This is a genomic window from Aeromonas sp. s7(2024) (assembly GCF_040907825.1).
GTDB lineage: Bacteria > Pseudomonadota > Gammaproteobacteria > Enterobacterales > Aeromonadaceae > Aeromonas > Aeromonas veronii.
The window spans coordinates 142,023-166,135 of the sequence record NZ_JBFOCM010000025.1 but is presented as its reverse complement, the minus strand read 5'-3'; the positions used below and the strand labels follow the sequence as shown (position 1 = coordinate 166,135).

The 24,113-nt window shown below is 59.8% G+C and carries 24 protein-coding genes; 10 read left to right on the top strand and 14 right to left on the bottom strand.

What is annotated here, in order from left to right; genetic code table 11:
* Positions 1-528: 528 nt before the first annotated feature.
* Positions 529-894: a YijD family membrane protein gene (locus tag AB5Y73_RS12075; RefSeq protein WP_019444675.1), complete on the bottom strand. Its 366-nt coding sequence runs from the start codon at positions 892-894 to the stop codon at positions 529-531.
* Positions 895-913: 19 nt separating this feature from the next.
* Positions 914-1,534 carry an HTH-type transcriptional repressor FabR gene (fabR, locus tag AB5Y73_RS12070; protein ID WP_005339921.1) on the bottom strand — a complete coding sequence of 207 codons (621 nt, stop codon included), beginning with the start codon at positions 1,532-1,534 and terminating at the stop codon, positions 914-916.
* 147 nt (positions 1,535-1,681) lie between these two features.
* On the opposite strand from fabR, the gene AB5Y73_RS12065 reads away from it, so the two are divergent.
* Positions 1,682-2,800 (top strand): fatty acid desaturase, encoded by a 1,119-nt coding sequence (locus AB5Y73_RS12065; RefSeq protein WP_107682257.1) that lies wholly within the window; start codon positions 1,682-1,684, stop codon positions 2,798-2,800.
* A 344-nt stretch (positions 2,801-3,144) separates the two neighbouring features.
* Here AB5Y73_RS12065 and AB5Y73_RS12060 read toward each other — a convergent pair whose 3' ends face one another.
* Complete coding sequence (locus tag AB5Y73_RS12060) at positions 3,145-3,300, bottom strand: hypothetical protein (protein WP_107682256.1); 156 nt, start codon at positions 3,298-3,300, stop codon at positions 3,145-3,147.
* A gap of 175 nt (positions 3,301-3,475) precedes the next feature.
* Between AB5Y73_RS12060 and AB5Y73_RS12055 the strand changes: the two genes are divergently transcribed.
* Positions 3,476-4,102 carry a lysoplasmalogenase gene (locus tag AB5Y73_RS12055; RefSeq protein ID WP_107682255.1) on the top strand — a complete coding sequence of 209 codons (627 nt, stop codon included), beginning with the start codon at positions 3,476-3,478 and terminating at the stop codon, positions 4,100-4,102.
* A 77-nt stretch (positions 4,103-4,179) separates the two neighbouring features.
* Here AB5Y73_RS12055 and AB5Y73_RS12050 read toward each other — a convergent pair whose 3' ends face one another.
* Together AB5Y73_RS12050 and AB5Y73_RS12045 are read right to left on the bottom strand one after the other, a co-directional pair.
* Entirely contained in the window at positions 4,180-5,733 is a 1,554-nt protein-coding gene (locus tag AB5Y73_RS12050; protein WP_118854370.1) for a DHA2 family efflux MFS transporter permease subunit, read from the bottom strand.
* The gene (locus AB5Y73_RS12045; RefSeq protein ID WP_118854369.1) at positions 5,733-6,785 is read right to left on the bottom strand and encodes an HlyD family secretion protein; all 1,053 of its coding nucleotides are present in this window, start codon (positions 6,783-6,785) and stop codon (positions 5,733-5,735) included. The genes AB5Y73_RS12050 and AB5Y73_RS12045 overlap by 1 nt, the downstream gene beginning before the upstream one ends.
* Positions 6,786-6,881: 96 nt before the next feature.
* Here AB5Y73_RS12045 and AB5Y73_RS12040 point away from each other — a divergent pair, with 96 nt between their 5' ends.
* Both AB5Y73_RS12040 and AB5Y73_RS12035 read left to right on the top strand, forming a co-directional pair.
* A complete protein-coding gene (locus AB5Y73_RS12040; protein WP_019444678.1) occupies positions 6,882-7,784 on the top strand; it encodes a LysR family transcriptional regulator in 903 nt (300 codons plus the stop codon).
* Positions 7,785-7,793: 9 nt separating this feature from the next.
* The gene (locus AB5Y73_RS12035) at positions 7,794-8,108 is read left to right on the top strand and encodes a DUF2007 domain-containing protein (RefSeq protein ID WP_005339933.1); all 315 of its coding nucleotides are present in this window, start codon (positions 7,794-7,796) and stop codon (positions 8,106-8,108) included.
* Between the two features lie 11 nt (positions 8,109-8,119).
* On the opposite strand, the gene AB5Y73_RS12030 is transcribed toward AB5Y73_RS12035, so the two are convergent.
* The gene (locus AB5Y73_RS12030; protein WP_040069539.1) at positions 8,120-9,403 is read right to left on the bottom strand and encodes a dicarboxylate/amino acid:cation symporter; all 1,284 of its coding nucleotides are present in this window, start codon (positions 9,401-9,403) and stop codon (positions 8,120-8,122) included.
* Positions 9,404-9,612: 209 nt separating this feature from the next.
* Between AB5Y73_RS12030 and AB5Y73_RS12025 the strand changes: the two genes are divergently transcribed.
* Entirely contained in the window at positions 9,613-9,858 is a 246-nt protein-coding gene (locus tag AB5Y73_RS12025; protein ID WP_107682253.1) for a YecH family metal-binding protein, read from the top strand.
* Between the two features lie 99 nt (positions 9,859-9,957).
* Positions 9,958-10,557, top strand: a complete 600-nt coding sequence (locus AB5Y73_RS12020) for a YhgN family NAAT transporter (RefSeq protein WP_013724175.1) — start codon at positions 9,958-9,960, stop codon at positions 10,555-10,557.
* Between the two features lie 76 nt (positions 10,558-10,633).
* Here the strand turns inward: AB5Y73_RS12020 and AB5Y73_RS12015 are convergent, their stop codons facing one another.
* Positions 10,634-11,602 carry a LysR family transcriptional regulator gene (locus tag AB5Y73_RS12015; RefSeq protein ID WP_005357635.1) on the bottom strand — a complete coding sequence of 323 codons (969 nt, stop codon included), beginning with the start codon at positions 11,600-11,602 and terminating at the stop codon, positions 10,634-10,636.
* A gap of 276 nt (positions 11,603-11,878) precedes the next feature.
* Here AB5Y73_RS12015 and tatA point away from each other — a divergent pair, with 276 nt between their 5' ends.
* The 3 genes from tatA (at position 11,879) to AB5Y73_RS12000 (ending at position 14,010) form a co-directional block, all read left to right on the top strand.
* A complete protein-coding gene (gene tatA / locus AB5Y73_RS12010) occupies positions 11,879-12,040 on the top strand; it encodes a twin-arginine translocase TatA/TatE family subunit (protein ID WP_005339944.1) in 162 nt (53 codons plus the stop codon).
* Between the two features lie 16 nt (positions 12,041-12,056).
* A complete protein-coding gene (locus AB5Y73_RS12005) occupies positions 12,057-12,359 on the top strand; it encodes a YfcZ/YiiS family protein (protein WP_005339945.1) in 303 nt (100 codons plus the stop codon).
* Between the two features lie 229 nt (positions 12,360-12,588).
* Positions 12,589-14,010 (top strand): lytic transglycosylase F, encoded by a 1,422-nt coding sequence (locus AB5Y73_RS12000; protein WP_021231555.1) that lies wholly within the window; start codon positions 12,589-12,591, stop codon positions 14,008-14,010.
* On the opposite strand, the gene AB5Y73_RS11995 is transcribed toward AB5Y73_RS12000, so the two are convergent.
* Entirely contained in the window at positions 13,988-14,164 is a 177-nt protein-coding gene (locus AB5Y73_RS11995) for a hypothetical protein (protein WP_005339947.1), read from the bottom strand. The two genes, AB5Y73_RS12000 and AB5Y73_RS11995, sit on opposite strands and share 23 nt — an antisense overlap.
* Positions 14,165-14,237: 73 nt before the next feature.
* On the opposite strand from AB5Y73_RS11995, the gene AB5Y73_RS11990 reads away from it, so the two are divergent.
* Complete coding sequence (locus AB5Y73_RS11990; RefSeq protein ID WP_181497663.1) at positions 14,238-15,491, top strand: phosphatidylserine/phosphatidylglycerophosphate/cardiolipin synthase family protein; 1,254 nt, start codon at positions 14,238-14,240, stop codon at positions 15,489-15,491.
* 520 nt (positions 15,492-16,011) lie between these two features.
* On the opposite strand, the gene AB5Y73_RS11985 is transcribed toward AB5Y73_RS11990, so the two are convergent.
* The 6 genes from AB5Y73_RS11985 to AB5Y73_RS11960 all read right to left on the bottom strand — a co-directional run bounded on the left by AB5Y73_RS11985 (position 16,012) and on the right by AB5Y73_RS11960 (position 24,097).
* The gene (locus AB5Y73_RS11985; RefSeq protein ID WP_005357644.1) at positions 16,012-18,567 is read right to left on the bottom strand and encodes a TRAP transporter permease; all 2,556 of its coding nucleotides are present in this window, start codon (positions 18,565-18,567) and stop codon (positions 16,012-16,014) included.
* Between the two features lie 103 nt (positions 18,568-18,670).
* Positions 18,671-19,642: a TAXI family TRAP transporter solute-binding subunit gene (locus AB5Y73_RS11980; RefSeq protein WP_005339950.1), complete on the bottom strand. Its 972-nt coding sequence runs from the start codon at positions 19,640-19,642 to the stop codon at positions 18,671-18,673.
* Positions 19,643-20,054: 412 nt separating this feature from the next.
* Positions 20,055-22,208 carry a S9 family peptidase gene (locus AB5Y73_RS11975; RefSeq protein ID WP_162895414.1) on the bottom strand — a complete coding sequence of 718 codons (2,154 nt, stop codon included), beginning with the start codon at positions 22,206-22,208 and terminating at the stop codon, positions 20,055-20,057.
* A 234-nt stretch (positions 22,209-22,442) separates the two neighbouring features.
* Entirely contained in the window at positions 22,443-22,874 is a 432-nt protein-coding gene (locus AB5Y73_RS11970; protein WP_005339953.1) for a DUF411 domain-containing protein, read from the bottom strand.
* 46 nt (positions 22,875-22,920) lie between these two features.
* On the bottom strand, positions 22,921-23,244 hold the full coding sequence (locus tag AB5Y73_RS11965) for a hypothetical protein (protein WP_107682248.1): 324 nt from the start codon (positions 23,242-23,244) through the stop codon (positions 22,921-22,923).
* Positions 23,245-23,374: 130 nt separating this feature from the next.
* Complete coding sequence (locus AB5Y73_RS11960) at positions 23,375-24,097, bottom strand: SDR family oxidoreductase (protein WP_181294842.1); 723 nt, start codon at positions 24,095-24,097, stop codon at positions 23,375-23,377.
* Positions 24,098-24,113 lie beyond the last annotated feature (16 nt).

Sequence of the window (24,113 nt, the reverse complement as noted above, 5' to 3'; positions counted from 1 at the left end):
GGCCTGTCACGCCGGGGGTCGCGGGTTCGAGTCCCGTCCGCTCCGCCACTAATTTGAAGGCCTTCCCGATTGGGAAGGCCTTTTTGCTATGGGCGTTTTTGTCCATAAGACCCACAGGTTTGCATACCAGAACGAATACAAAAGCCCGGCTTCACGACCGGGCTTTTGTATTTTTAGCGCCTTAAACCACCAATATCTGGCTTTTCCCTGCCAAGTAAGAGTGCCAGATAGCCGGTTATTTCTACCATTTTCTGGCTATATCAGAGTCTTATCAGTTTCATTCACAGCAATTTGAACGACTCTGCAGGTGGTCAAATCAGGCTTCTGTCGCTTGCTGGCTACAGAGCAGTTCCATATTGACCACCCCCTCTTCCATTTGCACATCGATCTTGAAGCCCAGCAGCTTGGCTAGGTTGGGAATACCGAGATTGCCGGATTAATCAGGTACCGTTCAAGCAAAGAGGCCTTCCCGTCGGGAAGGCCTCTTTGCTTTATCTATCAACTGATTACCATCACTCGGTCGATTTATCAGCGCTTCTCTTTGTTGCCAATGCTCAGGCCGAGCTTGATGGAGAGGGCTGCCAGTAACAGCAGCATCATGATCAGGGAAAAGAAGTTGCTGCCAAGCTCCGGGTATTGCACCTTGAGCAGCGCGGAGTGGCCGAAGACACCGATAAAGAAGCAGAGCAGGGTACAGATGGGGGTGTTGCCCACCATGGGTTCATGGCGATAGTGCTGGAACAGCTGATAGGCCGCCAGCCAGAGGGCAATCAGCGGGAAGAAGGAGAAAGGCACGACCGAGTTGGTCAGCACGGCCAGAGAGGCATCGCCACAGATACCAATCAGCATGGCCATGGCGAGCGGTTTTTTCGGGATCATAAGCTGTTCAGTCATATCGTTCTCCATCCTGTGGTCATGGGTGAGGTTCACGGCGCTTCTGGTTTTGTACCTCGGCGCCCATGGCGATCATCCGCAGTTGGCGAATTGTTCGGTCGGAGAGTGCACGGCACTCTTCGCTGGTCATGTCGAGTGCATCGGCACCGGCACTGAAGACGATGGTGACCATGGCTTCTGCCTGGATGTAGGCATCTTCCCGTGGTGCTTCTGTGGTGGCTTCCAGATAATCGGTCAGCTCTGCGATAAAGTGCTGGATTTCGCGAGCTACCGCCTGACGAAAGGCGGCCGAGGTGCCGGAGCGTTCCCGCAGCAGCAGCCGGAAGATGTTGGGGTTGTTCTCGACGAACTCCATAAAGGTCTGCACCGAGGTGCTGATGACACTGCCACCACCGGCAATGCGCTGGCGTGCCTGGCGCATCAGTTGGCGCAGGGTGAGACCTCCTTCGTCAACCAGGGTCAGGCCCAGTTCCTCCATATCGCGAAAGTGGCGATAGAAAGAGGTGGGCGCGATACCCGCTTCGCGAGCGACTTCCCGCAGGCTGAGATTGGAGAAACTCCGATTGGCGCACAGTTGGCTGAATGCAGCATCGATCAATGTACGCCGGGTTTTTTCTTTTTGTTGAGCGCGAATACCCACGAAATCAGTCACCTTCAGCTTATTGAGGCCAAATGATAACCCGAAGGCGCCTCAGGATCAGGTTTGTATCCTACTTTTTTACCATTGACCGTGAGGAAATCACCATAGAAAATGGCTAACAGCTGTTCGCTGAAAGGATGCAATGAGATGGCCAGACCCCCCATTATTTTGACTAATACCTTGCTGTTCTCACTCTCCGGGATAGTGGCGTTGATTGTCGTACCCTGGTACGGCATGAGTCACGGTTACGATCTCTGGCAGTGGGCCAGTTTCCTGTTGTTGTTCTGCCTGAGTGGTCTCTCCATCACCGCAGGTTATCACCGGCTCTGGTCGCACAAGGCCTACAAGGCGCACCCCGCTTTGCAGTGGTTGTTTGCCATCGGCGGTGCGTTGGCGCTGCAGAATTCGGCCCTGCACTGGTCGGCCGATCACCGCCGTCACCATCGTCATGTGGATGACAACGATAAAGACCCCTACAGCGCGGGGCGCGGTTTCTGGTATTCGCACATCGGCTGGATGTTGCGGGAGCATCAGGGAGATCGCTATGGTGATTACAGCAATGTGCGTGATCTGCAGAACAACCGAGTGGTCGCGTTTCAGCACCGTCACTATCTGACGCTGGCACTGGCGGCTAATCTGGGGTTGCCGCTGCTGCTCGGCCTGTGGCACGGGGACTTGCTCGGCATGTTGCTGTTGGCGGGCGTGCTGAGGATGGTGATGACTCACCACACCACCTTCTTCATCAACTCGCTGGCCCACATCTGGGGCAGTCAGCCCTATACCGATCGCAATACCGCTCGCGATAACGGCATCCTGGCTTTTTTCACCTTTGGCGAGGGGTACCACAACTTTCACCACCTGTTCGAGAATGATTACCGCAACGGCATTCACTGGTGGCAGTTCGATCCGACCAAGTGGTTGATCCGGCTCGCCTCCTGGTGCGGTCTGGCGGGAGATCTCAGATCTTCGCCGGAGGAGCGTATCGAGCAGGCCCGGCTGCAGATGCAGCTGAAACGGGCACAAGCCAAGTTGCGCAAGCAGGAAGATCGCGAACTGTGGCAGGCGCTGCTGCAGGAGGAGTACGACAAGCTGAGCCAGCAGTTGCAACACTATTACGCCAGTCGCAAGCGGCTGCTGGAGCTGCGCAAGCGCAAGGCGCTGGCGCGCTATGACCGCCTCAAGCTGCAACTGGAGTATCGGGCCCTGCGGGACGGCTTTATCGCAGGTAAACGCAACTGGAGTCGCCTGCTGGCAGGTATTGCATGATGCCGCCCGGTTATCACAGAGACTAAAAGAGAAGACCGCCTGCTGGCGGTCTTCTCTTTTATGATTCAACTCAAGCTAGTCGGCTTGGCTCTGTTGTTGCTGCAATTGATCCAGTGCCTGTTGCTCCTGCTGGCTAAGACCCAGTTGTTCACAGGCCTGCTCAAAGCTGTCCCCAGATGGCACATCATGATATCCAATAACGGGAGGGCTTAGTTGGCTTGGCTCTGCTTTTGCTGCAGCAGAGCCAGTGCATGTTGCTCCTGCTGGCTGAGACCCAGTTGTTCGCAGGCCTGCCCAAAGCTGATCCCCAGATAGCGCATCATGATATCCAATAACGGGAGGGCTTAGTTGGCTTGGTTCTGCTGTTGCTGCAACAGATCCAGCGCCTGTTGCTCCTGCTGGCTGAGACCCAGTTGTTCGCAGGCCTGCTCAAAGCTGATCCCCAGATGGCACATCATGATATCGATGGCGGGCAGATAGTTCTTCATAGCTTCTTCCATGGTGATCCTCCAGACCCGTCACTTATGCCCTGAACCACTCGGTGCGGCAATTAGACTTTAGGCTTAGCCTGCCCATTTGATAAGCCCCCCTGCCACTGGGGGAGGGAATTTGTTACCCTGCACCATGATAAAAACGGTTGCCGTATGACTGCGAGCAACAGGTGAGGAGCAGGGCATGTTATTGAGTTTCTTGATCATCGCTTCAGGTTGGTGGCACATCCGTGCTGCCTACGGTTCAGACAGCCGCCAGTTCTATATCAGCAAGCCACTGACCATGTTGCTTATCATCGCGTTGGCGTTCGGCTACCAGAGTTATGACCACGACGGTTCACACGCCTGGATCCTGCTTGGCCTTTGTCTCTCGCTGGCGGGCGATGTGCTGCTGATGCTGCCAAGCGATCGCTTCATTCAGGGGTTGGCGGCATTTCTTGTCGCGCATCTCTGCTATATCGTCGGTTTTGCCCAAGGGCCATTGCTGCTCAATCTGGTGGATGGTTTGCTGCTGTTGCTGATCGCCGGCATGGTATTCGGCCTGTTGTGGGGCAAGCTTGGGGAGATGCGGATCCCGGTCTTCTGCTACATGCTGGTGATCATTGGCATGGCCTGGGTGGCCGCCGGTGCCTGGCACGCCTCTCTCACTGCTGGTTCTGCCGCCGCTCTGGTGGGGGCGCTGATGTTCCTCTTCTCCGACAGCATGCTGGCGCTCGATCGCTTCCGCTGCCCCTTTCCCCACGCCCGCGCCTGGGTGATGAGTAGCTACTTTGCGGCGCAATTCCTGATTGCGGGGTCGCTGGCGGGATAACGCCATGCGGTTGAGTACAGGCAACAGATAACGAAAAACGGGCGCTTGCCCGTTTTTCGTTTTATGCCCGGCGTTTTTCACGCCTCTAGCGGTTCGGCATCTGCTGCCCGTGGGGCGGGGGATTTGAGCAACAGCATCAGTGCGCTGGCGATCAGCAGGAAGATCCCCATGATGTAGAACACCTGGTTGTAGGCCATGATGGCCGCTTCCCGGTTGATGGTATTGGCCAGCATGGCGTGGGCTTGCTGCTGGGCAATCTCGGGGCCTGAACCCTGCGCCATCATGCTCTGGGCCAGCTGCAGCAGATAGCTCTGCCCCTCGATACTGCTGGCGGCCAGAGTGCTGCCAATCTGCAGCACATGGGTGCGGGTATCGTTATCGAGCATGGTCGCGATGATGGCGATACCGAACGCACCACCGAGGTTGCGCAGCACGTTGAGCAGGGTCGAGGAGGAGGGGATCTCGTCGTGGCTCAGGCTGGCGGTGGCGACCAGGGAGAGCGGCACCATAATGAAGGGCTGCCCCAGCGCTCGCACGATAAGCGACTGGATCAGCTGCGGCCCGGCGTAGTCAGCACTCATGTTGACGTTCATAAAGCAGCTGACGGCGAAGATCAGGAAGCCGAAGCTCACCAGATAGCGCGGGTCTATCTTGTGGGTCAGTTTGGGCACCAGCGGTAGCACCAGCAGTTGCGGCAGCCCCATCCACATCAGGACTTCGCCGATCTCCAGCGCGTTGTAGTTGTGGATCTGGGTCATGTAGAGCGGCAGTACATAGATGGAGCCCATCAGCGCCATGCCGAGGATCAGATAGGCGAAGCAGGCCAGCGCGAAGCGCGGGTTGTGCAGCAACCGCAGATTGACCAGCGGGTGACGGCGGATCAGCTGGCTGATGACGAAGAACAACAGCGCCACCGCCGAGATGACCGCCAGTCGCACGATGAAGCTTGAACCGAACCAGTCCTCCCGGTTGCCCTCCTCCAGTACCACCTCCAGCAAGCCGAGGCCAAGCGCCATGGTGACAATCCCGATGAGATCCACCCGCTTGATCACGGCCCAATCCACCGGTTTTTTATCAAGCCCGTGGGCCAGCATGGCCATCACCAGCAGTCCCGGCGGCACGTTGAGATAGAAGATGTAGTGCCACGACATCTGCTCGGTGAGCCAGCCGCCGAGGGTCGGGCCGATGGCGGGGGCGAAGGTGGCGCAGAGGCCAAACAGCGCCATGCCGGTGGCCCGCTTCTGTAATGGCAACAGGGTGACGATGAGGGAGAAGGCCATCGGGATCAGCGCCCCGCCAGTGAAGCCTTGCAGCGCCCGGAAGACGATCATGCTGGTGAGGTTCCAGCTGAACGAGCAGAGCACGGAGGCGGCGATAAACGCACCGGTGGTCCAGAGCAGGTAGCGGCGCACGCTCAGCCCCCGGCTTAACCAGCCGCTCAGGGGGATGGCGATCATCTCCGCCACCAGATAGGAGGTGGAGATCCAGGAGCTCTCGCTCAGGGTGGCCGACAGGGCCCCCTGAATATCCTTCAGGGAGGCATTGGTGATCTGGATATCGAGGATGGCCATGAAGGCGCCGATAAGCCCCCCCATGACCGCGATCCAGTTACGACGTGGAATGGGTTCCATCAGTTGGCAGCCACCACGGGATCAGGAGTGCGGGTATCCACGATCACTTCGGTGGAGAGACCCGGCAGCAGCTTGCCTGCCAGCGGGCCCGGCTCGGGGATGCGGATCTTCACCGGCACCCGCTGCACGATTTTGGTGAAGTTGCCGGTGGCATTCTCTGGCGGCAGCAGAGCGAACTTGGCGCCGGTGGCCGGGGCCAGGCTGTCGATGATCCCCTCGACCGGTTGATCCGGGTAGGCATCGAGCACCACTTCGACCTTCTGGCCCGGCTGCATATGGGCGAGCTGGGTCTCCTTGAAGTTGGCTTCGACCCACACCTGCTGCAGCGGCACCAGGCTGGCGACCTGCATACCGGACTGGACGTAGAGCCCTTCCCGCAGACTGCGCTTGCCAATTATGCCGTCAGCAGGCGCCCGCAGTTCGGTGTAGCCGAGCTCCAGCTTGGCCTGCTCCAGTTGTGCTTCGCTCAATGCCAGCTTGGCCTGATTCTGTTTACGTTCGGCATCCAGTACCAGCAGTCGCTCACGGGCCGCTTGCAGGGCGGCTTGGGCCTCCCGGGCTTGCGCCTGATTGACCTGCAGGCCGGCACGCACCTCGTCCAGACTGTCTTGCGAGCTGTAGTGGCGCTGGTTGAGCTGACTGATCCGGTTGACCTGCTGGCTGGCGCGCAGCTGTTCGGCCTTGGCGGAGGCGACCTTGGCCTCGGCCTGCTGGATCAGGCTCAGTTGTTGGGTGCGGGTGGCCGCCAGATTTTCGGCCGTCGCCTGATTGAGGCGCAGGTCGGCTTCGGCCTCCGCGACCTTGGTTTTGTATTCGCGATCATCGAGACGGGCGATCAGTTGGCCCGCTTTGACCGGCTGGTTGTCGGTGACCAGCACTTCGCGGATATAACCGGGCAGCTTGGAGCTGATCCCGGTCACTTCACTTTGCAGATAGGCGTTGTCGGTGCTTTCAAAATAGCGGCCGTGAAGATACCAGTAACCGGCGAACAGCAGACCGAGCAGAGCCAGTATCATGGCTGCCAGCAGGGGAATTTTCTTGTGTTGACTCATTTTTGTGATTCCTGAACTTAAGGGGCGCAGGCTAACACTGGTCAACTGTTTCGATTAGTATTGGTTCACGAGATATACAGTTTCACTGGTGCAACAATGGATCTCAATGCCGCGTTAATTCTGGTGCGTATCGTCGACAAGGGCTCGTTTACGGGGGCCGCCCGCGAGCTGGGGATGACCAAGGCGATGGTCAGCCGCCGCATCGCCGAACTGGAACAGCGGCTCGGAGTGCGTCTGCTCTATCGCTCCACCCGTCAGCTCACGTTGACCGAGGAGGGGGAGAAGTACTACCTGCACTGCAGCAAGGCGGTCGATGCTCTGACCGAAGCCGAGCTGATGCTGAGCGCCAGCCAGCAGGAGGTGACCGGCACCCTCAAACTGGCGGTACCCATCGAGACGGGGCAACTGGTGGTCGGGCGCCTGGTCGCCAAGTTTTTGCAGGCTTATCCCGCCTTGCAGGTGGAGCTGGAGCTGACCAACCGGGTGGTGGACCCCATCAGCGAAGGGCTGGATGCGGTGGTGCGGATTGGCGACATGAGCGACTCCAATCTGGCGGCGCGCCGACTCTGGAGCACCGGGCGGCTGCTCTGTGCCAGCCCGGACTATCTGGCCCGTAGTCCGGTCATCGAGCGGCCGGAGGATCTGGCCAACCACGAGCGAGTGACGGTGAGCAGCGGGTTTCTCGCCTCTCACTGGTGCTTCGAGCTGGATGGCAGAGAGGTGCTGGTTGACCCCCCATCCCGTTTTCGGGTCAATAATATTACCTGTGCCCGGGAGGCTGCGAAGGCGGGGCTGGGGTTGGCTTCGTTACCCGCTATGCTCTGTCAGGATGAGCTGGCCAGCGGCGAGCTGGTGATCCTGCTGCCAGAGTGGCAGCAACCCAGGGTGCCGATTTATTTGCTGTTTCCGGAGCGGCAACTGATGCCGCGCAAGTTGCGGGCATTCATCGATTTCATGATTGAAAATGGCGCCGAGTTTGGCATCGACAAGTTGTTGTAAGGGGGAGCTATGGATAACTGGATCAATCTCTATCGCGCCTCACACACCCTGGAGGCACACGCGTTGAAAGGGGCGCTGGAGGCGGAAGGGGTGCTGGTGCGCCTCAATGGCGAGGGGCTGTCGGGCGCCCTTGGCGAACTGCCGGTCGACATGTTGCAGGTGACCCTGATGGTGCGGGCCGAGGATCGCAGCAAGGCAGGACGGGTCATCGAGCGTTACCAGCAGCGTCAGGGTAATGGCTGGCTGTGCGGCCAGTGCGGGGAGGAGAACGGCGCCAACTTCGATGTCTGCTGGCGCTGTCACCACGATCCCCACGACAGCTGAGCTTTCTTCCGCTAGCGCGGCGGGAACTCGATATCTTCCCCTGCGCTGGCATCGTGATAGGTCGCCAGATCCAGTTCGTTTTCGCTGCGGGCGATCAGCACCGACACCAGAATATCCCCCGATACGTTGACCGTGGTGCGCGCCATGTCGAGGATCCGGTCAATGCCCGCAATCAGTGCCACCCCTTCCAGCGGCAAGCCCACCGCCGTCAGGGTCAGGGTCAGCAGCATCAACCCGGTGCCCGGGGTGCCTGCGGTGCCGATACTGGCCAGGGTGGCGATGCTGATGATGGTCAGGTAATCGACCATGTGCAGATCCACCCCGAATGCCTGAGCCACGAACAGCGCAGTCACTCCCTGATAGAGGGCGGTACCATCCATGTTGATGGTGGCGCCGATGGGCAGCACCTTGGCGGTGATGGCGGGGGAGACTCCCAGCCGCTTCTCGGCGCAGGCCAGACTGATGGGCAGGGTGGAGTTGCTGGAGCTGCTGGTGAAGGCCACCGCCTGAGCGTCAACGATGCTCTTGAAGTAGTGCAGCGGATTGAGCCGTGCCAGCAGGAGCAGCAGGGTGCTGTAGACCCCGAGCACGTGCAGCAGGCAGCCGAGGTAGACGGCGCCGATCACCTTGAGCAGCGGCAGCAGCAGGTCGAGACCGTACTTGCCGGTCATCCAGGCCATCAGGGCGCAGACACCGTAAGGGGCGAGCGCCATCACCATCTGGGTCAGCTTGAACATCCCCTCGGCCAGCGAGGTGAAGAAGAGGATGGCGGGGCGGCCACGGCGACCGCTGGCATTGAGGGCGACCGCCAGCGCCACCGCAAAGACGATCACTTGCAGGATCTTGCCATCCACCATCGCCTGTACCGGGTTGCTCGGCACCAGATGGCTCAGCACGCTGGCCAGGGTAGGTGGTTCCGACATACCGATCCGCTCATAGGGGCCCATGTCGGCACCCATGCCGGGCTCCAGCAGCCAGCCCATCATCAGGCCGATGCAGATGGCGATGGCGGTCGAGCAAAAGTAGAGGCAGATCGCCTTGCTGCCGATGCGATCGAGGGCCTTGCCCTTGAGCAGCGAGGTGAGACCGGCGATGACCGAGCAGAAAATGAGGGGCACCATCAGCATCTGGATGGTGTTGACGAACAGGACGCCAAGGGGCTTGAGCAACAGGGCTTGCTCTTCAAAGCCGACGCCCAGACCCACCCCTGTCAGCATGCCGATCAGGGTCTTGAGCCAGAGTGGTCGGCGGGTCCAGATCTGCCAGGGCTTGAGAGCCTCTCCATGGAACAGCATGACGCCAATATCCTTATACATTGTCTGCGATGGCCAAAAAGGGGCGCCAGTGTAGCGATCCCTGACGCGGGTTGCCACATTATCGACAAAGCGGTGGCGGTGACCACTCCCCTGACCAGGTAATGCGCAATTTATTGGCCTATATCAAGATCCCTCCGGGCGGGGAGATATTTAATTGGCATTAAATATGTTCATTATTGAGGTGAGAGATGTCGCAATCGGTTCATGGTCATGAAGTGATGGAGATGATGTTGACACAAGGGGGGCAATTTACCCGTGCCAGCCTGAAACAGGCGATGGCCGAGCGGTTCGGTGCCGAGGCCCGTTTTCATACCTGTAGTGCCAACGAGATGGATGCGGAGGCGCTGATCGACTTTCTGGCTGCCCGCGGCAAATTCATCGACTCGGCCGAGGGTTTCCAGACCCGCGCCGACAAGATCTGCAACCACGGTTAATCCCGCTGCGAGCGCATCATGGCGCTCGCTCAATTCTTCGCCCTTTGCTATATTTCGCCCCCTCTCTTTTCCCTATTCAGGGCGTAGCCCGGGCGTTGTATGGATACTTTCTCTGCCGCAGTCATGCTGTTTCTGATCATGGACCCGCTGGGCAACCTGCCGGTTTTCCTCTCTATCCTGCGTCATATCGATCCCAAGCGACGTCGCAAGGTGATGGTACGCGAGCTGCTCTTCTCGCTGGCCATCATGATGCTGTTCTTGTTCGTCGGTCAGCAGATCCTCGGCTTCCTCAACCTGCGGCAGGAGGCGGTCAGCATTGCGGGGGGCATTATCCTGTTCCTGATCGCCATCAAGATGATCTTCCCAAGTGAAGGGGGCGTGACCGGGCTGGCGGCGGGCGAGGAGCCCTTCCTGGTGCCGATGGCGATCCCGATGATTGCCGGCCCCTCGATCCTCGCCTCCTTGATGCTGCTGGCCAATCAGGAGCCGACCCGGATGGTGGACTGGTCGCTGGCACTCTTTCTGGCCTGGGCTGCCAGCGCGGTGATCTTGATGTTCTACGAGGTATTCAACAAGCTGCTGGGTGAGCGGGGACTCACTGCGGTGGAGCGGCTGATGGGTATGCTGCTGGTGATGATCTCGGTCCAGATGCTGCTGGACGGGGTACATCACTATCTGGCAGTGACCGGTCAGGGCTGAGCGGTTTACATCTTGAAGTGAATGAAACGGGGCTACGCAGAGCCCCGTTCTTTTTTGTTGACGAGAAGGCGTGCCGTCACCCGTGAGTGGTCGCTGCAGGTTCCAGTTTGCTCATGATGAGGGAGAGCAGCAGCTCCCGCAGCCAGCGGTGGCCCGGATCCTCGCTGTGACGCTGATGCCAGATGAGCAGATGGGAGATGCTGTCCAACCCAATGGGCAGCGGCAGCTGCAACAGCGGATAGACCTGGGTAGCGTGGCGAGCGTAGAGCCGGGAGAGCGTTACTATCATGTCGGAGTGCATCCCCATCCGCAGCGCCGCCTCGAAGGAGGGCACGGTTGCCTCGATACGCCGGTAGAGATCCTGCTCTGCCAGCTTGTGATCCAGCATCCAGCGGTCCCGCCCCTCGCAGTAAGTCTGTACATGGGGATAGCTGAGGTAGTGCTCCAGATTCCAGTTGGGCTCCCGCAGCGCGGGGTGGTGCTGCTGCACCAGACAGGTGAGATCATCGACCGCCAGCACTCGCTGACAGATGCTGTCGGGCAGGGTATCGAGCCGATAATCGGAGCTGATGCAGTTCTCTCGCACCGCGAAGGCGATGTCCACCTGTCCCTGACTCATCTCGGTCAGACTGTTCTCGGTCCACTCCTCGTAACGCAAGCGGATCCTTGGTGCCTGCCGCTTCAGCTCGCTCAGGTAGAGAGGGGCAAACAGGGTAAAGGCGCTGTCCATGCTGGCGATGACGAACTCCCGCTCCGAGCTGGCGGGGTCGAACTCGGGCGGCTGGATCAGGTTGTCCAGCGACAGCAGGATGGGTTGCAACTGCTGCTGCAGCGCAAGGGCTCGGCCGGTGGGTTCCAGCCCGTAGGCAGAGCGGATGAAGAGGGGATCATTGAAGGTATCGCGCAGACGGCCGAGGGCTTTACTGACCGCGGACTGGCTCAGATGAAGGCGGCGTGCCGCCTTGCTGCCGTTGCGCTCCTCCAGCAGCACCTGCAGGATAATCAGCAAATTGAGGTCGATGCGACCCAGTTGTTCCAGCAGCATGATATGAATCCTCTTCAATTCTAAGATGAATTTATACCATTTGTTTTCATATCTTGGCGATCTTATCCTCGAATGGTCTCAGGTTCGCATGAACCACTGGTACAGGATGTAGCGGTTGAGGGGACATGTAGCACAATCAATATGGCGACCTCAGGGTCGCCCTATTTTTTGGCTATGATTTATTTGCTCACTTGCACCTGCCTTGATTTTGCCCAACAATCCCTGCGCTCTATTTTGATACAAGTAACAGATATCTCTTTGTGAGGGAGTATCCCTATGGGACTCGGTGGAATTCATATCTGGCATATGTTGATCCTCTTGCTGGTTGTTGTGCTGGTCTTCGGCAGCAAGCGTCTTGCCAGTGCAGGTGAGGATCTGGGTACCGCCATCAAAGATTTTCGCAAGGCGATGCGTGACGACGCAAATCATCCGAAATAAGCAGTAGGAGTAGAAAATGTCTGTAGACGAGAAAGTTGAACTGAACGAAACCTGTGACAGCTGCGGCTGTTTTGCCGAGATTGGCACCATCATCGGCGAAGGCGACGATGTGATGGATCTGGTTATTGAAGCTGCTGCCGAGGCGGATGCCCGCGCCAAGCTGGCTGCCTATGAAGCACTGGCCAAACAGGTCACTGCCGAAGCTCAAGTGAGCAGCGAACTGACCCAGGGTGCCAACGGCGTGATCCTGAAAGCCCGCCTGCAATTCACCTGCACTGCCGAAAAACTGATTTTCGAAATGCGGGCCCGCTCTATCTGAGTTGTCTGATAACGCGGCAGGTTTGCCTGCCGTGTTGACCCTTCTGCTGTGGGTCGGCGTTCTATAGTTACTCTATCCCACAGACGTTTTTGCCCGGCGCGAGTCGGCCAACAGAAGGCGCAAACATCATGACGCAGCGATGGATCTCTGCCCCCAATCCCACCCTCTATCGTGATCCGTGCTGCCAACAGGCAGCAGGTGTGACGTCAGCACAGGGGCAGCCATCGTGATGCGACGCTGGATCTGGGCTCTGCTGGCCCTCTGCTGTTTTCCCCTGCTGGCGGCTGAACTCAAGCCACAGCGTCTGCCCCAACCCGGGGACCTCGAAAGCATTCTGCAAAAGCGCGAACTCAGGGCTCTGGTGGTCTATGAGCGCGGCTTCTACTTTCTCGATCGCGGCGCCCAGTACGGCATTCTGGTCAATCAGCTGCAAGGGTTCGAGCGCTGGCTGAACAAGACCTATCTCGCCAAAGAGAAGGTCAAACTCAAGGTGGTCTACATCCCGGTGCGCCAAGACAAGCTGCTGGACTATCTGACCGAGGGGCGCGGCGATCTGGTGGCGGCGACCATGACGGTGACTCCGACCCGGCGTGAACAGGTGGCCTTCTCCCGGCCGCTCATTTCATCCATAGAGGAGTGGGTGGTGAGCCAGCAGAGCCTGCCCGCCTTCAGCCGCATTACCCAGCTCTCCGGCAGGCGGGTCTGGGTGCGCGCCAGCTCCAGCTACTACGAGAGTCTGCGTCAGCTCAACTGGTTGTTTCGCGAGTTGGGGTTGCCCCCCGTCTATATCGAAACGGTGCCCGAATACCTGCAGGATGGCGATCTGCTGGAGATGGTGGCCGCCGGCATTATTCCCCTGACGGTGACCGACAGCTACAAGGGGCGGATCTGGCTGGGTGGGATGATCTCCGGCCTCAAGGCTCACAAGTTGATCCCCCTGCGCAGCAACGGCACCAGTGCCTGGGCGCTGCGCAAGAACAGCCCCGAGCTGCTCAAGGCGGTCAATGGCTATCTGGCGAGTGTCAGCCGCAACAGCCTTTACAGTGACATGACCCTGCGCCGGTTGCTGGTTCGCAGCGATCAGATGAGCAATATCCTGGCGCCGGATCCTATGGGGCGCCTCGCGACCATTCGCAAGGTGCTGGAGAAGTACGCCAATCAATACGATCTCGACTGGCTGATGCTGGCGGCGCTTGGCTACAAGGAGTCCGGCCTCAATCCCAAGGCGCGTTCGCCCAAGGGGGCCGTGGGTCTCATGCAGCTGCTGCCCAGCACAGGGCGGGAAGTCGGCATCAACGGCGCCAGACTCACCACGCTGGAGGGAAATGTAGAGGCCGCCTGCCGCTACATGCGGTTGATCCTCGATACCTACTTCAATGATCCCAAGCTGGATCGGCTCAACCGCCACCTGTTTGCCCTCGCCGCCTACAACGCCGGGCCGAACCGGGTGCAGGCGCTGCGAGGCAAGGCGGAGAAACTGGGGCTCGATCCCAACGTCTGGTTCGGTAACGTGGATCAGCTGGTGGCCAACGAAGTCGGACAGGGGCCGATCAACTATGTCGGCACCATCTACAAGTACTACGTAGCCTATCGTTTCAGCCTGCCTCAGATCGAGGGCAAGGCTGCCGCTATCGAAGCGGCTCAGCCCTGAGCCGGTTGACCGGCAGGGTCGCCTGCACGGTCGGCAATTGCCAGCCACCGTCCCTGTGTTGCAAAAACCAGTGAGCAGGGCCGGTGGCCGGGATGAGATCTGGCTGGCTGAGCTGGCCCAGATAGCGCAACATCGGGGTATCATGCAGTTCCATCAGCAACTCCTTTTGAATATGTGAAGAGGCTCGCCAGCGTTATGACACCCGGCCATGACAGCAGGATGACACCATGATCCCCGGATCCTTTGCCCTGATCGACGATCCCCTGCTGGCGCTCAAGGTGCGCTGCCACTGGATCCGTCATGCCCGCGAGCGGATCCAGGCGCAGTACTACAGCTGGGAGGAGGACAGCAGCGGCAAGCTGCTGCTGAGCGAGCTGCTTCACGCCGCCCGGCGTGGTGTCAAGGTGCAGCTGCTGGTGGATGATCTCTATGCCGGTGACAACCGCTTTCTGGAGATGGTGGCTCACTACCCGGGGATCGAGGTGCGGCTGTTCAACCCCTTCTGGCTGCGGGGCTGGCGCCCTCTGGCACTGCTGCTGGAGGGGTTGCTCAGCTTTCGCCGCATCAACCACCGGATGCACAACAAGCTGCTGCTGGTGGATGGCAAGCTGGCGCTGATCGGCGGGCGCAACATCGGCGATCGTTACTTCGGTCTGGAGCCGCAGGCTCCCTTCGTGGATCTCGATCTCGCCTGTCAGGGGGGGCTGTGCCAGCAGATGGCGCAGGGGTTCGAGCAGTTCTGGCACAGCCGCTGGAGTCACCCCATCCGCCATCTGCTGCGCCGCGAGCTGCTGCCCGCCGAAATAGAGGTGGTCAACGACTTCCTGTTCACCATGACGGATCCGGCGGTGGCGACGGTCTACGATCTGCCTGCGGCGCTGTTTGACGAGCGCGATTTGCCGCTGCAGTGGCATGAGGGGCGGGCCGAGGTGTGGTTCGACCGTCCCGGCAAGGGGCTGATCTCCCGCCCCACGACTGCCCGTCAGCTCTGGCGCCAGCTGGCTGACAATCCCGGCTCGCTGGGGTTGGTGACCCCTTACCTCATCCTTACTCGCGGGTTTCGGCACCGTCTGGCGCGGCTGCGCCAGCAGGGGGTCGCCATCGACATTCTCACCAACTCGCTGGCCAGCACCGATGTGCCGCTGGTCTATGGCGCCTATCAGCGTTATCTCGGCTGGTTGCTGCGGCGCGGGATCCGGGTCGCCGAGTTTGACCATGGCCACGGCAGCCTGCACGCCAAGCTGATCCTGCTGGGGGAGGATCGAGCGCTTTTTGGCAGCCTCAACCTCGATCCTCGCTCACTCTTTCTCAATACCGAGCTGATGCTGCATCTGCACTGCCCGCCGATCTGCGAGGCGCTGCGAACGTGGCTGGCTCGCTGGCAGGAGCAGGCGGGTGGATTGCCGCGCAAACCCGAAGGGTGGTCAAGGCGACTGATAGCACGCCTGAGTGACTGGTTGCCCCTGCGCCGTTGGCTGTGAGGCGGTCATTTTTTGTGCGAGATCTCGCAAAGCCTTGTAAGCCATTGCTGATACCCTTTGCGGGTGAATAACCATGCATGAATCTATCTTGCTGTTTTATAACAATTTAGTGGTGATGATAAGGCTGTTTTTTGTACTCTGATGTGAATGGAATTAGCATAAAAACGTTTTTTATTTTGTTTTTATGCGTAATATTTCAGTTGCAAGGATAAACACGGCGGCTTGTCTGCCGTGTGGACGAAGGTTGTAACGGGTTGCTGGCCAGTTGCATCGCTGCAATTGGCGCTCACTTCAGATGGGTTGCGAACTATCGGAAAGTGAAACAGAGACCCGGCGTGGCCGGACTCCAATATGGAACATGCTATTTGCGAGGGGGTGACATGGACATGTCACCCCACTTTTTTGGCCGCTCGCCACCGTTTACCTTTTCCATGACTGTTGCTCATCGCAAGAGCCACAGAGGGCAAGGCAATAAAAAGAGGGCCGCAATAGCGGCCCTCGGTCTCATCTGCTCGGTGGATTAACCGGCCTTGACGCTGCGGCGACGCTGCAGCCAGACGATCGCCCCGAACAGCAGGAAGCCTGGGATCCACATCCACTCCTTGGTCCAGCGCTCGGTCGGCGCCTTGACGGTGAGGATCTCCTGATCGAACTCCAGTCCCATGGTGGCGGCCGGGCTGCCAAAGGCGACGTTGTCGATCAGCGTCTTGCCATCCTGTTCATAGAGGCTCAGCCCTAGATTGGCCAGTCGCTCTTCGCCATTTGCCCCATCCGGTACGGCGACCAGCAGGGTGAACTTGCGTGGCTTGCCCACTGCATCTTCACCGAGGATCCGCAGCCGCAGGGTGCTCTCCGCTTCCACTTCACCCATGGTTTGGGCCAGCTGGGCAGGCGGGGTCTCGCGATAGGGGTCGTGCACCATGTCCATCCAGAAACCCGGGCGGAACAGGGTAAAGGCGACTAGCAGCAGCAGAACGCTCTCGTACCAGCGGCTCTTCACCAGGAACCAGCCCTGAGTGGCGGCGGCGAAGATCAGCATGGCGATGGTCGCCACGATGAAGATCAGCACCCCGTGGGCGAAGTCCACGTCGATCAACAGCAGGTCGGTGTTGAAGATAAACAGGAACGGCAGCGCCGCGGTACGCAGGCTGTAGTAAAACGCCGTGATCCCGGTCTTGATGGGATCGCCCTTGGAGACAGCGGCAGCAGCGAAGGAAGCTAGCCCCACCGGCGGCGTCACATCCGCCATGATGCCGAAGTAGAAGACGAACAGGTGCACTGCGATCAGCGGCACGATCAGCCCGTTTTGCTGCCCCAGCGTCACTACCACTGGTGCCAGCAGGCTGGAGACGACGATGTAGTTGGCTGTGGTCGGCAGCCCCATGCCAAGGATCAGGCTCAGCAGGGCGGTGAGCAGCAGCATCAGCAGCAGGTTACCCATGGAGAGGAACTCCACCAGATCCGCCAGCACCAGACCGACCCCGGTCTGGGAGACCGCACCCACGATAATCCCCGCGGTGGCGGTGGCAATGCCGATACCGATCATGTTGCGGGCACCGGCAACCAGCCCTTCCCGCAGATCCACCACGCCGTCAGCGACGGTGCCGTAGTCGTGCTTGCCGTCCTTGCGCAACCAGTTGAGCAGCGGGCGCTGGGTCAGCAGGATGATCACCAGCATCACGGTACCCCAGAAGGCCGACAACCCCGGCGAGAGGCGTTCCACCATCAGGCACCACACCAGTACCACCACCGGCAGCAGGAAGTGCAGGCCGGAGAGCAGCACGGCGCGGGTGTTGGGCAACTCGGTGAGCGGCTTGTCGGGATCTTCGGCAGGCAGCGGTTCATTGCTGGCGGCGATCTTCAACAGAGCCACATAGGTGGCAGCCAGCAGTACCGAGATCCCCGGCAGTGCGTAGTCACCCAGTGCAGGTTTGAGCCAGCCGAGGCCATAGTAGACCGCCAGTGACAGGCCGCTGATGAGGGCCGCGCCAAAGGCAAAGCCGGTCAGGCGGCGCAGCCAGGGTTTGGGTTGATGGTTGCCGATGGGCTGCATGCCCAGTTTTAGCGCCTCCAGATGGACGATGTAGAGCAGCGCTATGTAGGAGATGGCGGCAGGCAGGAAGGCGTGCTTGATGATCTCCACATAGGGGATGCCCACGTATTCGACCATCAGGAAAGCCGCAGCCCCCATCACGGGTGGCATGATCTGGCCGTTGACCGAGGAGGCCACTTCCACTGCCCCCGCTTTCTCTGAACTGAAGCCCACCTTCTTCATCATCGGGATGGTGAAGGTGCCGGTGGTCACCACGTTGGCAATCGACGAGCCGGAGATCAGGCCGGTCAGGCCGGAGGCGACCACTGCCGCCTTGGCCGGGCCGCCACGAAGGTGACCGAGCAGGCTGAAGGCGAGCTGGATAAAGTAGTGACCGGCACCGGCACGCTCCAGCAGGGCGCCAAACAGCACGAACAGGAACACGAAGCTGGTGGAGACGCCAAGGGCGATGCCGAACACCCCTTCGGTAGTGATCCACTGGTGGTTGGCCAGCGCGGTAAAGCCTACCCCGCGGTGTGCCAGCAGTCCCGGCATCCAGGGGCCCGCCAGACTGTAGATCAGAAAGACGATGGCGATGACCGCCAGTGCTGGCCCCAGGGCGCGGCGCGCCGCTTCCAGCAGCAGCGGAATGCCGATGCAGGCGGTTACCAGATCGGCGGTGGTGAGGGTGCCGGGACGCAGCGCGAGTGCTTCATACATCACGAACAGGTAAGAGGCGGCGCCAGCAGCGATCAGACCGAGGGCGATATCGCCGAGGGGGACCCGATCCCGCGGCGAGGAGCGAAATGCCGGGAACACCAGAAAAGCGAGCAACAGGGCAAAGGTGAGGTGAATGGAGCGGGTTTCGGTGTCATTGAGTACGCCAAACCCCACCATAAAGGGGAGTGGCGAGGCGATCCAGAGCTGGAACAGGGACCAGGCCAGCGCCAGTGCTGTGATGAGCCAGCCCATGATGCCCAGCGGCAGGCGAGCGCCCACATCCTGGGCGATCAGTTCCTCGGTAGAGAGTTGTTTATCTTGCATAGGGTTAACTTGTGCCAACGAGTACAACAAGAGCGACACCCGCCCCCGCAATCAGGCGGCAGACGGGTGTCGAAGAGAGTGACAAAGGCCCCGGGGCCTTCAATCAGAGCCAGCCGCGCTCTTTGTAGTAGCGGGCAGCCCCTTCATGCAGCGGTGCAGAGAGACCTACCTTGATCATGTCGGCCTCTTTCAGGTCGGCAAAGGCTGGGTGCAGGCGCTTGAAGCGATCCAGGTTGTCGAACACCGACTTGACCAGCTGATAGACCACTTCCGGATCGGTTTTGGCGCTGGTGGAGAGCACCGCTTTGCCACCGATGGAGGGGGTCGGCTTGTCGCTGCCCTTGTAGATGCCGCCCGGGATCTCGGCCTTGCTGTAGTAGCTCTTCTCGGCCAGCAGCTTGTCGATGTCGGCGCCGGTCACAGGTACCAGTACCGCATCTGTGGTGGTAGAGGCTTCCTGAATGGCGCCGTTCGGGTGACCGACGAAGTAGCTCATGGCGTCGATGTTGTTGTCACCGAGGGCGGAGGCCTGTTCGGCCGGCTTCAGCTCGGAGACCAGACCGAAGTCACCCTTCTTCCAGCCTTTGACCGCCATGATCTCTTCCATGGTGTCACGCTGGCCGGAGCCCGGGTTGCCGATGTTGACGCGCTTGCCCTTCAGATCGTCGAAGCTGGCGATCTTGGCATCGCGGCGAGCCAGGATGGTGAACACCTCGCTCTGCAGGGAGAAGACGGCGCGCATATCGTCCATGGCCCCTTCGGCCTGGAACGGTGGCAGCCCCTTCATCGCCTTGAACTGGTGGTCGGATTGCATGATGCCGAAGTTGAATTCACCGCTGCGGATGCCGTTGACGTTGGCCACACCACCGCCACTGGCCGGGGCGTTGCACTTGATCTGGTGATCGGCGGCGCCGCGATTGAGGAAGCGGCAGATGGACTGGCCAGCGACATAGTAGACGCCGGTCTGACCGCCGGTGCCTATGGTCACGAAGCGCTCCTGCGCTTGTACCGGACCACCGAATGAGACACCGACCAGAGCCGCCGACAGGGCGCATGCCAAAGTTAATCCTTTCATTTTTTCTCCCTTTTCTTTGATTTTGTTTATCCGATCCCCGGATAAATTGATGGCAATCCCGTTCTGCGCCGGGCTTGCCCGCTCTTCTCGTTGCGCGAAAGCGGGGGAGTTGATTACCCCCTTTCCGGCAGTCACCCCATCCTGTGGTGAGGCTACCGACCTCCTGTCGGTCGAAGATAAATTGGCCCCTGAGGGGCCAAATAAAAAGTTGCAAGCACTCCGATTAAGCACATTCACCCAACATAAATCAAACGAAATGGCAAAATAGCGGAGTTAAATCTTGAGAAACATGACCTCGATCATTCATTTTCTTGCCGAAGATTAATTTGATATGGAGGGAAATGGAAGAGGGAAAAACTACGAGAGGATTCTTATGCGGCCCTTGAATGACAAGGGCCGGAGTCATGAGAGATCAGTTGGCCGGGGTGGCCAGATCCAGGATAAAGGCGTATTCCAGCGCGATATCCTCGTAGGCTTTGAAGCGGCCGGACTTGCCGCCGTGGCCGGCGTCCATGTCGGTGTTCAGTAACAACTTGTTATCATCTGTCTTCAGTTCGCGCAGCTTGGCGACCCACTTGGCGGGCTCCCAATACTGCACTTGCGAGTCGTGCAGCCCGGTGGTGACCAGCAGGTTGGGATAGGCTTGCGCCTTGACCTGATCGTAGGGGCTGTAGCTCTTCATGTAGTCGTAGTAGCGCTTCTGGTTCGGGTTGCCCCACTCGTCATACTCCCCGGTGGTGAGGGGAATCGACTCGTCCAGCATGGTGGTGACCACATCGACGAACGGCACCTGCGCCACCACGCCGCGATAGAGTTCGGGCGCCTGATTGATGACCGCCCCCATCAGCAGGCCGCCGGCGCTGCCGCCCATGGCGTAGACCTGATCCCTGGCCCCGTAGCCTTGCTCAACCAGCGCCTTGGTGACATCGATAAAGTCATTGAAGGTGTTCTGCTTTTTCAGCAACTTGCCATCTTCGTACCAGTGACGGCCCAGCTCTTCGCCACCCCGGATATGGGCGATGGCGTAGACGAAGCCGCGATCCAGCAGGCTCAGGCGCGAGCTGCTGAAGTCGGGATCCATGCTGGCGCCGTAGGATCCATAGCCATAGACCAGCAGCGGATTCTTGGGCGCATCGGCCTGCTCTTTCTTGAACTTGTCCTTGCGATAGACCAGCGACACCGGCACCGATACGCCGTCGCGGGCGGTCACCCAGAGTCGCTCGCTGGCGTACTGGTCGGCCTTGAAGCCGGCCACCGGTTGCTGCTTGAGCAGGGTGCGCTTGCCGCTCGCCATGTCCAGCTCATAGGTGGAGGCGGGGGTGGTCATGGAGGAGTAGCCATAGCGCAGGGCGCTGGTATCCGGCTCCGGGTTGTAGGCGAGCCAGGTGACGTAGGCTGGGTCGTCGAAGGCGATCTCCTTCTCGTCGCCGCTCTGCCAGTTGATCTGGCGCAGTCGAGTCAGCCCCTTGTTGCGCTCTTCCAGTACCAGCCAATCCTTGAACAGGGCGTAGCTCTCCAGCAGCACGTCCGGATTGGGGGCGATCACCGCCTTCCAGCGATCGACCGGGCTCTCCTTGGTCTCGTAGAGGCCGAAGTTCTTGCCATCCTTGTTGGAGCGCACATAGAAGCGGCCGCGGTAGTGATCCAGGCTGTATTCGTGATCCACCTGACGGGGTAGGAACAGGCGGGGGGCGTGCTCCGGCTGGTTGGCATCGATCAGCCGTGCTTCGCCTGTGGTGGTGCTGGAGAGGGCGATGACGATGAAATCTTCCGAGGTGGTGGCGTAGAGGCTGATGTAGAAGGAGTCATCCTTCTCCTCGTAGACCAGCTTGTCCGTGGCCGGATCCGTCCCGAGCGTGTGGCGATAGACCTGATAGGGCAGCAGGGTCTGCGGGTGCTTGCGCACATAGAAGACGGTCTTGTTGTCGTTGGCCCACACCAGATTGCCGGAGGTATTTTCCAGTTTGTCGGTGGCCCACTGGCCACTCTCCAGATCGAGGAACTGGATCTGGTACTGACGACGGGAGAGGAAATCTTCCGCCACCGCCAGCCAGCGGTTGTTGCGGCTCACCTCAAGGGCGCCGAGGGCATAGAACTCGTGCCCTTCTGCCCGCTGGTTGCTGTCGAGCAACAGACTCGCCTGCTCTTCACCGAGCTTGGTGCGCGAGTAGATCCCGTACTCCTTGCCCGGCTCATAGCGGGTCTGGTAGCGGTAGCCATTTTTCACATAGGGTACCGACTCATCCTGCTGGGGGATGCGGGCGACCATCTCTTTATAGAGTTGTTCGCGCAGGGGCTGGGTCGGCTTGAGCATGGCCTCGGTATAGGCGTTCTCGGCCTTGAGATAGTCCAACACCTCGGGCTTCTGCCGCTCGTCGTCACGCAGCCAGTAGTAGTTGTCGATGCGGGTGTCCCCGTGCTTTTTCAGTGTGCGGGGATGTTTGGCGGCCACGGGCGGCTGGATTGGATGTTCGCTTGTCAGCATGGCGGGCTCTTCATTGGCATAAGTGGGGGGGAGAACTGTCAGAAAGGCTAGCAGCAGAACTCCTCGGGAAAAGGTAAACATGTCGCATCCTTGGCGCTGGAAAGGGTTGGTAGACCTGAGCATCGGCTCCATGAATTGGCGTTAAATCTGCCCCTTGTTGCCGGTGGTTGCAAGCAATCCCTTGTTATTGCAGGAAATGTAATCAAAAAAAGCCGCTATCTCGCGATAGCGGCCTTCTTTCTGGCCATGAGCGGCAAGAGTCCGCTCAGGTGTGCCTCACATGATATGGGAGTGCCCTCTCATGACCAGTTCTCGTCAGCCTGGGTAGCTCGACCAGCGGTTGGTCGCGCCCTCGTTGCTGATACTCAGTACCTCATAGGGATGGCCCGGAATATCCATGCCCGGCGCACTCTGGGGCATGCCCGGAATGGTCAGGCCACGGATCGCCGGTTTTTCCCTGAGCAGCTTCTGCACATCGGCGGCCGGTACATGCCCCTCGATCACATAGCCATTTACGATACCGGTATGGCAAGAGGCCAGTTCCGGCGCGATACCGTATTGCTGCTTCACTGCGCCGAGCTGCTCGGTTTCGATGACCTCCAGTTCGAAGCCATTCTGCTCCATGTGCTCGTTCCAGCTTTGGCAGCAGCCACAATATTTGGATTTGTAGACGGTCATCTTCTCGGCCGCGAGAGCCGAAAAGCTGACGGTACCGGCCAGCATGGCCAGTAACAGGGGTTTGTACATCACTCACCTCAGATTGAAAGAAAAGATGCCCGATACGGGATGCGTTTCAGGTCTGGGGGCGTGGGGGACGTTCGAGCCGCTCGCACGGAGCGTCCGGCATAAAGAGAGAGGGGGAGGCGAAGTCGGGGGTATCCGGTTCCAGCACGGCGACCGTCAGGCTGTCGCTGCCTACCAGCGTCATCGAGAGGGCGGTGGTAAAGCTGCCGCAGGGCATCGCTTTTTCCAGGGTACGCTCGCTCTGGCTGCAGTGGGTAGTCAGGGTACAGAGGTCGGTTGCGGCCCGGCTGCCAAACGACATCAACACCAGCACCAGACTCCACAAGGGGAGCCAGCGACGGGCGTGAGCGAGTTGGCGAGGGGTGAGAACCATGGAATGACTCGGAAAAAACAAGGGGCACATGGTAACCCTGTGCCCCGGGGGAGGGTCAAGCCCTCCCCATGTGGTAACCCTGTGCCCCGGGGGAGGGTCAAGCCCTCCCCATGGTGTCAGTCAGCCAGGATTAAGGTTGCTGACGGGTCGCCGCCAGCACGATCTCGCGCACGCAGACGTTGGCAGGCTGGTTCCAGGCGTAGAGCACGGCATCGGCGATCACTTCCGGCGCAATGACGCCGCCCATCTGATCTTTCCAGTCGTGGTAACCGGCCTTGATGCTCTCGTCAGTGGTGTGGCTGAGCAGCTCGGTCTCGACCGCACCCGGGGCAATGGTCACCATCCGCACGCCGACATCGGCCACCTCTTCCCGGATGTTCTCGGTCAGGGCGTGCACGGCGAACTTGGTGGCGCAGTAGGCAGCATGGTTCGGGAAGGTCTTGCGACCGGCGATGGAGCTGATGTTGATGATGGTGCCGCTGCGGCGCTCCTTCATGCCTGCCAGCACCGCGTGGACGCCGTTCAGTACCCCCATCACGTTGATGTTGAGCATCTGCTGCCACTCGGCGGGATCCTGCACATCGGCCTGACCCAGCAGCATGACGCCGGCGTTGTTGACCATGCAGCCGACCGGGCCAAATTTGGCTTCTGCCTGCTGGACGGCGGCCTTCATGGCGGCGGTGTCGGTGACATCGACACCGATGCAGAGGGTATTCGGCAGACCGAGAGCCTGCATCGGCTCGACCCGGCGGGCCAGCAGCAGCAGGGGATGACCGGCGGCAGAGAAGGCGCGGGCGATGGCGGCACCGATCCCGGCGGAGGCACCGGTGATCACGACGAGAGATTTGGACATAGGTCTTTCCTTCTGA

Bases quoted from the DNA above. Each gene is read 5' to 3' on its own strand.
- tatA (WP_005339944.1), top strand. From the start codon at position 11,879: ATGGGACTCGGTGGAATTCATATCTGGCATATGTTGATCCTCTTGCTG.
- AB5Y73_RS12005 (WP_005339945.1), top strand. From the start codon at position 12,057: ATGTCTGTAGACGAGAAAGTTGAACTGAACGAAACCTGTGACAGCTGC.
- AB5Y73_RS12030 (WP_040069539.1), bottom strand. From the start codon at position 9,403: ATGCTGTTCCATGGAGAGGCTCTCAAGCCCTGGCAGATCTGGACCCGC.
- AB5Y73_RS11960 (WP_181294842.1), bottom strand. From the start codon at position 24,097: ATGTCCAAATCTCTCGTCGTGATCACCGGTGCCTCCGCCGGGATCGGT.
- AB5Y73_RS12045 (WP_118854369.1), bottom strand. From the start codon at position 6,785: ATGAGTCAACACAAGAAAATTCCCCTGCTGGCAGCCATGATACTGGCT.
- AB5Y73_RS12060 (WP_107682256.1), bottom strand. From the start codon at position 3,300: ATGGAAGAAGCTATGAAGAACTATCTGCCCGCCATCGATATCATGATG.
- AB5Y73_RS11970 (WP_005339953.1), bottom strand. From the start codon at position 22,874: ATGTACAAACCCCTGTTACTGGCCATGCTGGCCGGTACCGTCAGCTTT.
- AB5Y73_RS12015 (WP_005357635.1), bottom strand. From the start codon at position 11,602: ATGCTGCTGGAACAACTGGGTCGCATCGACCTCAATTTGCTGATTATC.
- AB5Y73_RS12035 (WP_005339933.1), top strand. From the start codon at position 7,794: ATGGATAACTGGATCAATCTCTATCGCGCCTCACACACCCTGGAGGCA.
- AB5Y73_RS12065 (WP_107682257.1), top strand. From the start codon at position 1,682: ATGGCCAGACCCCCCATTATTTTGACTAATACCTTGCTGTTCTCACTC.
- AB5Y73_RS11990 (WP_181497663.1), top strand. From the start codon at position 14,238: ATGATCCCCGGATCCTTTGCCCTGATCGACGATCCCCTGCTGGCGCTC.
- AB5Y73_RS12075 (WP_019444675.1), bottom strand. From the start codon at position 894: ATGACTGAACAGCTTATGATCCCGAAAAAACCGCTCGCCATGGCCATG.
- AB5Y73_RS12025 (WP_107682253.1), top strand. From the start codon at position 9,613: ATGTCGCAATCGGTTCATGGTCATGAAGTGATGGAGATGATGTTGACA.
- AB5Y73_RS12000 (WP_021231555.1), top strand. From the start codon at position 12,589: ATGCGACGCTGGATCTGGGCTCTGCTGGCCCTCTGCTGTTTTCCCCTG.
- AB5Y73_RS12055 (WP_107682255.1), top strand. From the start codon at position 3,476: ATGTTATTGAGTTTCTTGATCATCGCTTCAGGTTGGTGGCACATCCGT.
- AB5Y73_RS11980 (WP_005339950.1), bottom strand. From the start codon at position 19,642: ATGAAAGGATTAACTTTGGCATGCGCCCTGTCGGCGGCTCTGGTCGGT.
- AB5Y73_RS12050 (WP_118854370.1), bottom strand. From the start codon at position 5,733: ATGGAACCCATTCCACGTCGTAACTGGATCGCGGTCATGGGGGGGCTT.
- AB5Y73_RS11985 (WP_005357644.1), bottom strand. From the start codon at position 18,567: ATGCAAGATAAACAACTCTCTACCGAGGAACTGATCGCCCAGGATGTG.
- AB5Y73_RS12020 (WP_013724175.1), top strand. From the start codon at position 9,958: ATGGATACTTTCTCTGCCGCAGTCATGCTGTTTCTGATCATGGACCCG.
- AB5Y73_RS12040 (WP_019444678.1), top strand. From the start codon at position 6,882: ATGGATCTCAATGCCGCGTTAATTCTGGTGCGTATCGTCGACAAGGGC.
- AB5Y73_RS11995 (WP_005339947.1), bottom strand. From the start codon at position 14,164: ATGGAACTGCATGATACCCCGATGTTGCGCTATCTGGGCCAGCTCAGC.
- AB5Y73_RS11965 (WP_107682248.1), bottom strand. From the start codon at position 23,244: ATGGTTCTCACCCCTCGCCAACTCGCTCACGCCCGTCGCTGGCTCCCC.
- AB5Y73_RS11975 (WP_162895414.1), bottom strand. From the start codon at position 22,208: ATGTTTACCTTTTCCCGAGGAGTTCTGCTGCTAGCCTTTCTGACAGTT.